Here is an 11,668-nt window from a genome sequence, read left to right on the forward strand (position 1 = left end):
GCCTTATGGAAAAGCGCAAGCCCTGCCTGTGGCCGAGCTCAGGGGGACGGGTGCGTAATTTTTCTGACTGGCGGCCAGCCCGCCAACTACGCCTGCGTGGGCGAATGGTTTTTCGACAAATCCGCCATACGGTTTACGCAGTGAAAGGAAAAAACCATGACGGACGCAAAGATGACCAGGGTGGGCAGTTCGGAATGCATAATGCACGGGCCACGCAAGCTTTTCGTGTGCGGCTGTCAGCCCCTGGAACAGGAGGCTGTCTGCGAGATGCTCGAACACGAGGGCGTTATTGGAGTGGATGTGGTGTTTTGCCTGCCTTCGGACGCTGAAACCAAAATGAGCGAACTTTTCGCCCTTAAACACAAGAGCGGGATGGGAGACGAGAGCCGGATGCCCCGCGCCACAATCATGGGCGGGATCACGGAGAAAGAGCTTCACCAGATTATGGGCGCATGGCGGGAGTTGGGCCTGCCTTCCCAGTTATGGGCGGTGCTCACCCCCACGTCCGAGGCGTGGACCTTAAGGCAGCTCATCACCGAGCTTCAGCGGGAGAAAAGGGAAATGGACAGGCGGCCCCGGCAGTGACCGCGAGAAAAACTCAATATCCTCCAGGGCGGTCAGCACTCCTTATTAAGAGGCATCCCCGACCAGTAGGGAGAAGCAAAAAGGGCCTGTCGGCAAAAACCGGCGGGCCCCGCACAAGCACTCGGACTTTTCTATGAACCGGACTTATTCTTCATCCAGGCGGACGCAATGCTCCATTACCATGTCCAGGCGCTGGGCGAAGTATTCCGGCAGGCCGATGAACTCAACCCCGCAGTGGCGCAGGCAGTAACCGTAGGCGAGGGAATCTGGCTGATCTGCTGCCTGATCGTGAACCGTCCGGCAGGCGACGTCCCGTAAAAGAAAACCCTGGCCTGCCAGAAAAATCGTTATGCGCCCTTCGGGCGGCTCCGTATCTCTTTCGATATGAACGCCTTCGTCAGCCAGATATTGAAACATCAGACCCCCGCGACTGATGTTGCAGATGGGCCCCACCCTTTCGGCGGAGTCGGGCATGGCGGCATAAACGCCTTCGGGTGCGCGGTAACGGGCATAGCGGCGTCTTTCTCGTCCGGCTGAGTCCCCCCGAAACATGGATACCTCCACAGGCCCAAGCGTCATGGAATTTTTTGATTTTTTAATGGGAGTATTGTCTTTTAAAAATGACATAAATTTTATATCTTAGCAAGACTAAATTCTCACCCATGAAAGAAAAGCTCCACGCAAAACACCCCGAAAACCGCATAAAGGCCCAAATTGCTTGTAATATTACGTATTGTAAACGGAACCCCCTTCTTCCGCCAAGACATGTATTAAGCGAAGCATGGTTCTTTTCCATTTTTAAAAAACCGGCAAAGGGAAGAAATGCCCCGATCTTCCTCCCTCCGCCATTTTCGGGAAAACAAAAATGGAAATAATTTGCGCTCCTGGTAATAATGGGATGCGCCCTCCTGTCGCTATAGTCGCCTTGCCCCAAAAGAGGTTACAGGCTTGGAGATTATCCGTCCTGACCGGAACCGGGCGGCAGATCTCCAAGGCGCAGGTTCGATCCGGCCCCCCGCCACAGGCCCTCCAGATCGTCAAGAAGTCTTCTGATCTCGCGCTCCGCCGTTATTTCGCGATGGGGCGGCAGGTTCTTCACGCCTTCGAGTTCAAGGGCCAGCAGGACCGAAACGATGGTCAGCCTGTCGGGGGCCGTGGCCGGGATATAGCTGCAATGGCCGTCCTTTCCAGGCCGGGTGGCGGCGAGCACCCCGGCTGCGGCAAGTTGCTCAAGGACATCGGCCACGCTCCGCCAGGGAAGGTCAAAAGCGTCCGCCATTGAAACGGCGTTTTCCGGCGAAAGTCCACGGGAAAACCGGTCCATGGCGCGATGAACCAGGCAAAGGGCCAGCACGGTTCTCTCGCGGGTGCAGAGCCTTTCAAACAGAGGCTCGAAGGCGTAGGTGCCAGCGTGTCGGATGGCGAAAGCGAATTCCGCGCCGAACAAAATGATCATCCAGGAGGTCTGGACCCACAAGAGGAGGAGGGGCAGGGCGGCGAAACTGCCGTAAACCGCGTTGATGCGGGTGACTCCCACCTGCAATCCGATGTAAAAGAACTGGAACATGAGATAGAGAGTGCCCGCCACGATGCCGGCAAGCACCCCGGAAAACCACGGGATCCGACCGTTGGGCATGAAGATGTAGATGAATGACAGAAGCACCCAGATCACGCAGTATGGCAGAAAACCCAGATAATAGAGGATGAACGGGCTTATCTCGCTTATGGCATCCACCGACATGAGCAGGTTTTTTACGTGGGTGGAAAAGACCACGGCAGAGGTTGACGCGGCAAGCCACAGGATGGGCGCGAGTATTCCGGCAGCGACGTAGTCGGTGGCCATTCTTACCAGCCTGCGGGTTTTCCTGATTCCCCACACGGTGTTGAAGGCGATTTCCATGTTCCAGAACACCCGGAAGGCGCTCCAAAAAAGGATGAGGAGCCCGGTGCCCGCTATGATGCCGCCCTGGGCGCTTTTGAGCGTCTCAAGGGACATGCGGATGACTTCCGCCACCACCTCCCTCTGGCCGGTAAACCAGCCGTAAAGCTGGCCCTCCACCGCTTCCTCGAAGCCGAAGCCCTTGGCTATGCCCAAAACAAGGGCCAGCATGGGCACCAGAGACATGACGGTATAATAGGTGAGCACCAGGGCGCGTTCCGAACACCGGTTTTCCATGTAGCCGCGCACCGCAAGCGCCGGCACCCTCAAAAGATGCAGCGCAACGGCCCGCCCCACGGAAAGGTCCCGTGCCCTTATCTCCCATATGCCCTGGGCGAGAAATCGCCATGCCTTTCCGGGTGCGGATGAACCCTTGACCATATAATGATTCCCCTGTCGCAGCGGAGTTCCGTTTTACGGACTCTAAGGCCGATCCTCATCAAGAGCTTCCCGCACCTTTGCGGCAAGGTCTTTGACGGAAAAGGGCTTCTGTATGAATTTCACGCCTTCTTCCAGCACGCCCTGGTTGGCAATGACGTCGTCCGTATATCCCGACATGAACAGGCACTTCAAGTCCGGATACAGGCGTTTCAGCTTGTTTGCCAGGTCCAGCCCGTTCATTTCGGGCATCACGATGTCGGTAAGGATCAGGTGGATCGGTCCGGCATGTTCTGCGGCGATGCGCATGGAATCATTGGGTGTGCCAGCCGAAAGCACTGTGTAGCCTTGCTTTTCCAGCATAATCCTGGCGACCTTGGCCATGCCGGGTTCGTCCTCGACAATCAGTATGGTTTCCTGTCCTTTAAGCGCCGGCGACGCAAAGCCCTCCTCCCCCTCCCGGCGGTCCTTGCCCCCGTATCGGGGGAGATAAATCCTGAAAGCGGACCCCTGGCCCGGTTCGCTACGGACATCGATGAAGCCGTTATTCTGTTGCACGATGCCATAAACCGTGGCCAGGCCCAGGCCAGTGCCCTTGCCCACCTCCTTGGTGGTGAAAAACGGCTCGAAAAGCTTTTCCAGGGTTTTCCCGTCCATGCCGCAACCATCGTCGCTGACGCTCAGCATGACATATTCCCCGGGCGCGGCCCCCTCGTGTTCGGCGCAAAAGTCCTTATCGATCGCGGCCTTTCCGGTTTCAATGGTCACCCTGCCGATGCCTGAAATGGCGTCCCTGGAATTGACGCACAGGTTGGCCAGCACCTGGTCTATCTGTGAGGGGTCCACCCTTACCGGCCACAGGTTGGAGCCGGGGCTCCAGATCAGGGTTATGTCCTCGCCCATGAGCCTCCGGAGCATCTTCAGCATCCCCTCCAGGACCTCGTTCAGGTCCAGCACCTTTGGGGCCACCGTCTGCTTGCGGGCGAAGGCCAGAAGCTGCCTGGTCAGGTCAGTCGAACGGCTTCCGGCCTTTTGGATTTCCTTGAGATCGTTATAAAGAGGAGAAGCCGGGTCAACCACTTCCAGGGCCAATTCAGTGTGTCCGAGGATCACCCCCAGCATGTTGTTGAAATCATGGGCCACTCCGCCGGCCAGCCTGCCCACGGATTCCATTTTCTGGGCCTGGTTCAACTGCGCTACAAGTTTTTGCCGTTCATCTTCCGCCCTTTTGCGCTCGGTGATGTCCCGGCAGATGCTCATAATGGCGGGCTGGCCATCCCAGTTGATCACTCGCGCGCTGACTTCGACTGGGATGGGCGAGCCGTCCTTGCGCAGATGCTCGGTCTCAAAAGAAAGATGTCCGTGTCCCATCAACCGGGCCATCCGTTCCGGCACCTGCCGGGCGTGCGCCGGTGAGTCAACCTGATTTATCGTCATGGAAATCAGCTCTTCGCGGGTGTAGCCGAGCATTTTGCAGGCTTCGGGGTTGGCCTCCAGTATCCGCGCTTCCGTGTCGTGGATGAAGATGGTGTCTCCCGCGCTCTCGAACAGGAGCCTGTGCTTTTGTTCGCTCTGTTTAAGCGCCTCCTCTGCACGCTTGTTTTCGGTGACGTCCCGGATGATGCCGCGATAACTGGAAATCACTCCCTGCTCATTTTCCACCGCCGTCAGGGCGCAGTGCGTGATCATGTGTTCGCCGTTCTTTTTCTTTACCACAACCTCGTATTGGGCCGTTCCTTGTTCGTGGACCATGGCCAGTATACGCGTTCTGTCCGGCGGATGCGCGTAGACATCCCGCTCCAGATCGAGGCTCAATATCTCCTCTTTGGTGTCATAGCCGAACATCCTGACACCCTTTTTGTTCATGTCGAGAATTTTTCCCTCGGGGGATGTAACGAAAAGCCCGTCGAAGGATTCCTCAAAAATAGCGCGGTATTTTTCCTCGCTCTTCCGCAAGGCGTCCTCGGCTTCCTTGCGTTCGGTGATGTCCAGGGTGATGCCCTGGTAGTGGGAGACTTGGCCGTCCGCGCCCTTGCGCACCCACGTGCGGTCGTCTATCCAGCGCGCCTGGCCTTGGGCCGTGATTATGCGGTACTCCTGGGTGAACTCGTCGCGGCCCAGAGAGGTGAAGCGCTTTACCTCGCAGGTGATCCTGGCCAGGTCATCGGGGTGAACGATGGAGGCAAAATCCACCCGCCCGCTCGTGAAATCCTCCGCAGTGTAGCCGAAAGCCGAAACGTTTTCCGAGACAAACTCCACCGGCCAGCCGGGGACCGCTTTCCAGAGCCAGGCCGTTGCCGGGCTGCGGTTGACGATGAACTCCATCTCGCGGCGGGCGTCCTCGGCCAGCTTGCGGACGGTGACGTCCAGGAGCACGCCGTTCCAGAGAGCGCCGCCCTCGGGAAGCCTCCCGGGGTTGGATGAGCCGCTAACCCATATAATCCCTCCATCGGGTTTTACTAAACGGAATTCGCAGGCCCAGCGTTCCACCCGTTCCACCGCCAGTGCCACGGACTGACTGAACATGGCCCTGTCATCGGGATGAATGTTTTCCAACAGGCGGTCCATGTCGGTCAGCTCGGCAAGCGGCCTCCCCAGCAATCCCTCGGCCCCGGAGCTTAAGTATGGCAGGGAAAAAGACCCGTCCGGGCTTACCAGAAACTGATAAACCACCCCCGGTATATTGGCCGTGATGTCCATCAGGTGCAACTCGCTCTCCCGGCGCGCCGCATCGGCAGGGCTGTCCCCTTTGGCGTCATTGGCCGGCATCGCAAATTCATTGTTTTCCATTGGGCACCTCGGCCGGGGGTTTTCGCAAAAAAATCTCCATCAAATCCACGCTCTGAAAACGGCCCGATATCACTCCCGAATCATATGCGAAAAGGCAACGGGCAAATGCAACTGTTAAGCGGAGCATGGTTCTTTTCCGTTTTAATGGAACCTGGCCGAGGGGCGAAACACTAGAAGCCTGCTCCTACGCCGTTTTTGGGAGTTCAAAAAATGGAATTAAACCCTGCTCCCAGTAATATCGCCGGGAAATGGATCGGGTATGATTTTGGCGTTTCCGAAAAAGCCGGAGGAGGAAGGCCGGGACATTTCCCGCCTAGCCGGATCGCCTCAGTAAGGGAAAAGAACCTTGCCTCGTGTAACAGCGCGCCGGAAGGAACCGGCCTTGAAGCGCAACGCCCGGTTTTGCCTTTGCCGGTGGGTAGGGAACTGCATTTTTCCATCATGGCTGTGAATTGTTTTCGGCAAGGCGGTTTTTCCCGGGAGCGCAGGGTGAAAGGCCCCTTTTACTTTTTCGCTCATGCTGAAAATTGTTGCGCTCCGTATTTTTCATTATAGCATACGGGACAGAAGCGAAACTTGTGGAAATTGAAACACGAAAAATCATACATAACTTAATTGTGGACTTACAAGGCCTTTATGGCCGCCTCAAGACGGCCAATGCGGCCCGCAGTTAAAAAATATATGTGGCTTGAACTATTTACAGCTCGGTCAAGCTCCCTCACCCGGCCTTCGTCCACCCTCTCCCAGAGGGCGAGGGTAGGGTTAGCTATGGTAACTCAACTCTCCCTCTCCCTCTGGGAGAGGGCCGGGGTGAGGGAAAAATCGGCCCGACGTGCTGAGAATAGTATAGAGTCACAAAAATATATGAATTTTTGTTGATTCTCCGCCCGACATTGCCTATAAGCCACGAAACGAACGCGCTCGTAGCTCAGGGGATAGAGCACCAGCCTCCGGCGCTGGGGGTCGCAAGTTCGAATCTTGCCGGGCGCACCAAAAAATGCAGTGAAATGAAGGGGTTACGGAGTCGGTCCGTAACCCCTTCGCCTTTGTAAAACCAATCGTGCGGGACTTTATGCGGGACTTTTTTCAAATGCTGTGTTTCCGGGCCTCCGTTGGCAGTGGTCGCAAGGATACGGTTTATTTTCGAGTGGTTGAAAAGGCCAAACCCGAAAATATCCGAAAACGACCATCCAACAAAAAGAGTTCCAGAACCGTCCAGCATTTATCTATCCCTTGTGGTTTGCAGCCGCCTCGAAAACGTCCATCGCGTCCCGTTCGGACTGCCCCAAGCTGTGAAGGTAAATCTCTGTCGTCAAGCGGTTCTCGTGGCCCAGGATGCGCTGGATCGAGCTGACGGGGACGTTATTCCCCTCCATCAGTGACGCCCCTGAGTGCCGGAAGGCGTGGAACCGGAAGTACGGAACCCCTGCCTTTTTACAAAGCCCCTGCATGATCCGCTTCCGATCCAGAAACGGGCCTTTGATAATCTCACCCGACTTCTTCTCCCGGTAGGTGTGCCAGAACACCCAAGGAACGCTTTGATCCCGCAAGACCTTCCGACGGGCCATGATTACATAGAGCCGACTCGTCAACGGGACTTTGCGGGGCGTCCGGTGGCCGCCCTTCTTCTTCCGGGTGTAAAGCACCAGGAACCGCTTCTCCAGGTCCACGTCTTCCCAGATCAGGCCATTGATCTCGCTGACGCGGGCCATGGTGTCCCGAAGGGTCCAAAGATAATCCTGGTCGTCGGGGGAAGCTACGGCAATGACTTTGTCCAGGTCTTCGGAGTTGGGGACGTACCGGATCGACTTTTCAGCCGGGAAGAAATCAATCCCATCGGTGGGGTTCACCTTTATAATGCTTCGTTTCTTGGCGAAGTTGAAGGTCGCCCGAAGGCTGCGAAGGTCTTTGTTCGCGGCGGAAGCAGATACGGCTGACAACCTATTTAAAAGGTAGTCTTCCACCATGTCCCGGTCAATTTCGTCGGCCTCGAAATCACCCCATGCCCGCCCCCACCTTTTGGCTATGTACAAATATTCCTGATAATGCCGGGGGCAGTTATAGGCCTTGACGTGATCAAGCCTTAGATTGACCATCTCCAAAAATGCCGTGCCGGTTGATGGGTTTTCCTGGGCGGGGTTCAGGGCCTCCTCTCTTTGTTTTGCCTCGGCTTTTGAGGCTTGACCCTTTGTCCCGTACCAGGGGCTTGTGTAACGAATCCCCTTCAGGACAAAGTCGAATCTCCATCCCTTCTTTTTGTCCGAATAAACGCTCATATAGGTTCTCCTTTGATGGAAATACCAGAGAACCCCCAAGCCTTCTGCCGCCCACTTCCTGCCAGTGTTCATAAACCCAACTGGTGCTTTTCTTCAGGAAAAGGGCGACCTCCCTGGGAGTCATTATTTCCAAGTCGGTTTTATTGTCAACTTTTTGATTTTCTGGTTCGTTTTTGTACAATGTGTTCATGGTTCAAGCTTTTTCTTAGTTTTTGTCTGACAGAAACTGATAAAGCTATTCCTGCCAGACAATGTGCTAAGATAAGCTTTTACATGTCAACCCGAGGTGTGGAATGATGGCATAACAAGCTTAATTAATTATAATTATAGATATCTATTCTGAATATTCCTACGAAAATCAAACATATCACCCTCCTACAAATGGCAGGTCAGACAGCCATAAACGCCCTTGTCCCATTCATCCCAGTCGCCCATGGAATACCTGGAGCGGGCGAGGTCGGTCATCAGCGTCGCGCAACCAGCCTTGGGGCCGTTCCGGTTCTTTCCGACGTACAACCGCTGGACTCCGGTTCCCCGGCCAGTTGAATCGCGCATGGCCAATTCTTCTTTGGTCTGGGACATCCCGACGACGTAATCGGCGGTGAAGGCTTTCGAGAAGTCTTCGGACAAAGCATCCAGGTCGACGTTCTTTTTCCAGAGGTTCGCCCGGTTCGCCTGGGAAGCGGTGAAAACGGAAACCTCGAACTCCTTGGCGATACTGCGGTCGTCCACGTAAATGTCGCCGGTGTCGAGACGCTTATCGTCGTTCTTCCTGTCCGACGCCTGGATGTCCGCGTAATCAATAATGACGACGGAAACGGGTTTGAGGCCCATCTTCACCCTGGTTTCGTTGATGCGGTGCAGGTCGGCGCGGATATGGGAAGGCTTCAGGGTCATGGGGAGCTTGTCCAGCAGGATCAGCTCTCCGACAGGCGGAACGCGGCGGTAAATGTCCCACTGGGCTTTGGCCTTCATGAAGTCCATGGCCAGATTGTCGAAAGCGATCCCGGTTACGCAGGCGTCGGAGCGGGCCATGACGATTTTCCGGTCTACTTCCAAGGTGTAATACAGAACGACCTCTCCGGCGTGGGTTGCCCGCAAACCGATGTTTCCCAACAGGATGGACTTTCCGCGACCGGCTGCACCACAGAAAACGATCATTTCCTTGGGCGCGACACCACGGCTGAACAGCATATTGTCCAGTTCCCGAACTGAGGTGCTGACTCCTTCGGCAAAAGCGGTACCGGCTTCATACTCGGCGATGCGGTCTTCTATCCCGGCAATCAGGTAGAATTCCTCATGGACGGCACACGCCGAAGTCTTAGCCTGGGCTGAATTGATGCGCCGGACGATTTCGTCGTACTGGCCCTTCTTGAGCAGGTCCACCGAATTGATGATCTCGGTTTCCAAAATCTTGTGGGTTGCGAAAGCCTGGAATTCTTTTCGGATGTAGGGTTCGGAGGCAATGGGGACTCCGAACAGCTTGATGATGTCGAGGACTCCGGGCAGGTCCGCCTTGTCCATCTCCTTTTTGGCTGCGAGCTTCTTGACCTCGTTGACGACGACGGCCTGGGTGATGACAATGCCAGGATAGGTTTTCGAAAAGTTGATCAGGATGCCAGCGATCTTGGCTTCGACCTTGCCGTCGAAAAGCGGCGGGGCAATAATGGCCGAGGCCATGTCCCGGAAACTGGTGTCCTGAAACATGAGGGCGATCAGGCTTCTTTGAAAGGCGGTCGGGAACATTCAATACTTCCTTTGTGACGAAGTGAGAGGGGTCAAGGACCGTTCAAAAGGGCTTGAAACGTGTCCGAGTGAGTTTCAGGGTTTGGACGCCAAATTGAGGCTCGTTGGCAAAGCTCCGACACGCGGAAACGGGTTAAGGCTTCAAAACTACATCTTGTGGTGGCAGTTCTGTTTTTTCCTTTGCCAATTTTGGATTTTCAGGCCACAAGATGTAGTGTCGGGCCAAAAGGTGAGGGGTTCATTTTCGGATGCCAAATCCCGTTTTCCGGGGTTTGGAAAGCTGTGGGTCAAATCGCGTGTTAATAAAAAGTTTCGGATATGGTTTCTCGGAGCTGAGAGGGGTCAAGGATCGTTTCCAATGGGTAAAGTGGTAATTGGATGAAAGGAAAACGCTTCCAGGCCGTTTAGGGGGCTTAGAAGCGTTTTCCGGGAAAGATTCACACAATTGGCTTGAACCGCATTTCGGACAGGGGCGGGAGTTTGTAAAATCGAAGGTCTTCTCGCATGTGCATCCCGCCCGGCCCCCAACCTTCGACGTATTCGAGGGCCAAGAGGCCATCCAAAATGGCGTTGGTGACAGCTTGGGGGCCGCCGAAGGTGTTGAGCCGCGCGCCAGGGTTTGATTCGCTAATGTAGCGGAGCAGTTCGGGGATGAGGTATTCTTCGTACATCTTGATTCGCAGGGAGTTGGCTTTCCTGGTTTCCGCAACCCAGTTGGGGTCGGTCCGTGGAATGGTGATCCAGTTCTCCGGGCAAAGCCTTGGCGAGTCTTCGATGTCGGCCCGGACGATAAGGACTTTCATATTCCCGCCTTCGCTGACCCATCTGGCGTAGGCTGAGTCATCGTTCGGAGCGAGGTTCTGGAGCGGGGGCCATTGTTGCTCGCGCCAGCCGCCTTTTTCGGGGACCATGATTCCTTTGCTTCTGTAATACTTGAACATCATGTCCAGGTGGGTTTCGTAGGTGTAGGCTTGTTTATCGGCATATTCGCGGGCTCTGGTATAATCACGTCGGGTTTTGGCCGGAAGCGACCTCATCTCGGCTTTTGTCGGGAACAGCGCGTTCTTGAAATGCTTCAGCCCGAACTCCCCAGGTTTGACGGTGAGAAGCTGCTTCAGGTAGGCTTTGAGGAACTCGTAATCCCGTTGCGCGGGTATCATCCTCCAATACTTCGGGTGGCCGCTGTACAGGGCTTCGTCGAAGGCTTCGTCTTCTCTGAACATATCCTCGATTTCGGTATCACCTGGAGATGCGGGCTTGCGAAACGGAAGCGAGATTCCCTTTTTCGGGGATTTGGAAGGTTTCGAGCTGGCTCCCTTTTTTGGGGGTTCGGGTGACTTAACTTTTACTACTTCACTCGGAATCAAAACGGGGAACCTTTTTATCGGGGGTGAAAGTAAAGCCATGTTAAACACCAAGTGTTCGGGAACTGTTTCTTCGTTCCCGAACTTGGATTTGAAAAGGATGGATTCGGAGGTGATTTCTTCTGGAGAAAATGGAGATGGAATTTCTCCCAAAACCTTTCTTTTAAGATTAAATAAATATAGGTTTTTGGAGGAACCTAATTCTGAATTAGGTTCGGGAGAATTAGGTTCTGAATTAGGTTCTGAACCTAAGTTAGCCACCTTCGCCGCAAATACCTCCGAAGTTATGATAAACCTCCGAAATTGCATGATTTCATGTTTAAACGACGGCGGAATCGGGTTTTTCAGGCTGTAGAGGATTTCCCGACCGGTTCCGGCTCCTTCTCGAACAATAAATGACTTCCAACCAGTGTTTTGAGATAAATCATTCAGCCGTTCTTTTACGGCTGAGATAGTCGTTTTCGGCCTCAGCACCTTCACCATTTTTGTTGCATCTTTTGCTGTGACCAGATAAGGTGCTTCGTGAAACAGAGTTAAAAGAAGTGCGCCAAGTTTCAAGCTCATATTGTGGTTCCTTTCCGACGGGAAGG

General features: G+C 54.7%; 7 protein-coding genes and 1 tRNA gene. 2 read left to right on the forward strand and 6 right to left on the reverse strand.

What is annotated here, in order from left to right:
• Positions 1–156: 156 nt before the first annotated feature.
• A complete protein-coding gene (locus HZB23_15415) occupies positions 157–585 on the forward strand; it encodes a DUF3783 domain-containing protein (GenBank protein MBI5846047.1) in 429 nt (142 codons plus the stop codon).
• A gap of 144 nt (positions 586–729) precedes the next feature.
• Here the strand turns inward: HZB23_15415 and HZB23_15420 are convergent, their stop codons facing one another.
• The 3 genes from HZB23_15420 to HZB23_15430 all read right to left on the reverse strand — a co-directional run bounded on the left by HZB23_15420 (position 730) and on the right by HZB23_15430 (position 5,692).
• On the reverse strand, positions 730–1,137 hold the full coding sequence (locus tag HZB23_15420) for a hypothetical protein (protein MBI5846048.1): 408 nt from the start codon (positions 1,135–1,137) through the stop codon (positions 730–732).
• 403 nt (positions 1,138–1,540) lie between these two features.
• Complete coding sequence (locus HZB23_15425) at positions 1,541–2,905, reverse strand: YihY/virulence factor BrkB family protein (GenBank protein MBI5846049.1); 1,365 nt, start codon at positions 2,903–2,905, stop codon at positions 1,541–1,543.
• Positions 2,906–2,947: 42 nt separating this feature from the next.
• Positions 2,948–5,692, reverse strand: coding sequence for a PAS domain S-box protein (locus tag HZB23_15430; GenBank protein ID MBI5846050.1), 2,745 nt, complete (start codon positions 5,690–5,692; stop codon positions 2,948–2,950).
• A 917-nt stretch (positions 5,693–6,609) separates the two neighbouring features.
• On the opposite strand from HZB23_15430, the gene HZB23_15435 reads away from it, so the two are divergent.
• Positions 6,610–6,685: transfer RNA gene (locus tag HZB23_15435), tRNA-Arg, on the forward strand.
• A gap of 233 nt (positions 6,686–6,918) precedes the next feature.
• On the opposite strand, the gene HZB23_15440 is transcribed toward HZB23_15435, so the two are convergent.
• The 3 genes from HZB23_15440 to HZB23_15450 all read right to left on the reverse strand — a co-directional run bounded on the left by HZB23_15440 (position 6,919) and on the right by HZB23_15450 (position 11,642).
• Positions 6,919–7,968, reverse strand: coding sequence for a site-specific integrase (locus HZB23_15440; GenBank protein MBI5846051.1), 1,050 nt, complete (start codon positions 7,966–7,968; stop codon positions 6,919–6,921).
• Positions 7,969–8,343: 375 nt separating this feature from the next.
• Positions 8,344–9,714: a hypothetical protein gene (locus tag HZB23_15445; GenBank protein MBI5846052.1), complete on the reverse strand. Its 1,371-nt coding sequence runs from the start codon at positions 9,712–9,714 to the stop codon at positions 8,344–8,346.
• Positions 9,715–10,151: 437 nt separating this feature from the next.
• Positions 10,152–11,642 (reverse strand): hypothetical protein, encoded by a 1,491-nt coding sequence (locus HZB23_15450; GenBank protein ID MBI5846053.1) that lies wholly within the window; start codon positions 11,640–11,642, stop codon positions 10,152–10,154.
• Positions 11,643–11,668 lie beyond the last annotated feature (26 nt).

The sequence above is a fragment of the Deltaproteobacteria bacterium genome (assembly GCA_016235345.1).
Classification (GTDB): domain Bacteria; phylum Desulfobacterota; class Desulfobacteria; order Desulfobacterales; family Desulfatibacillaceae; genus JACRLG01.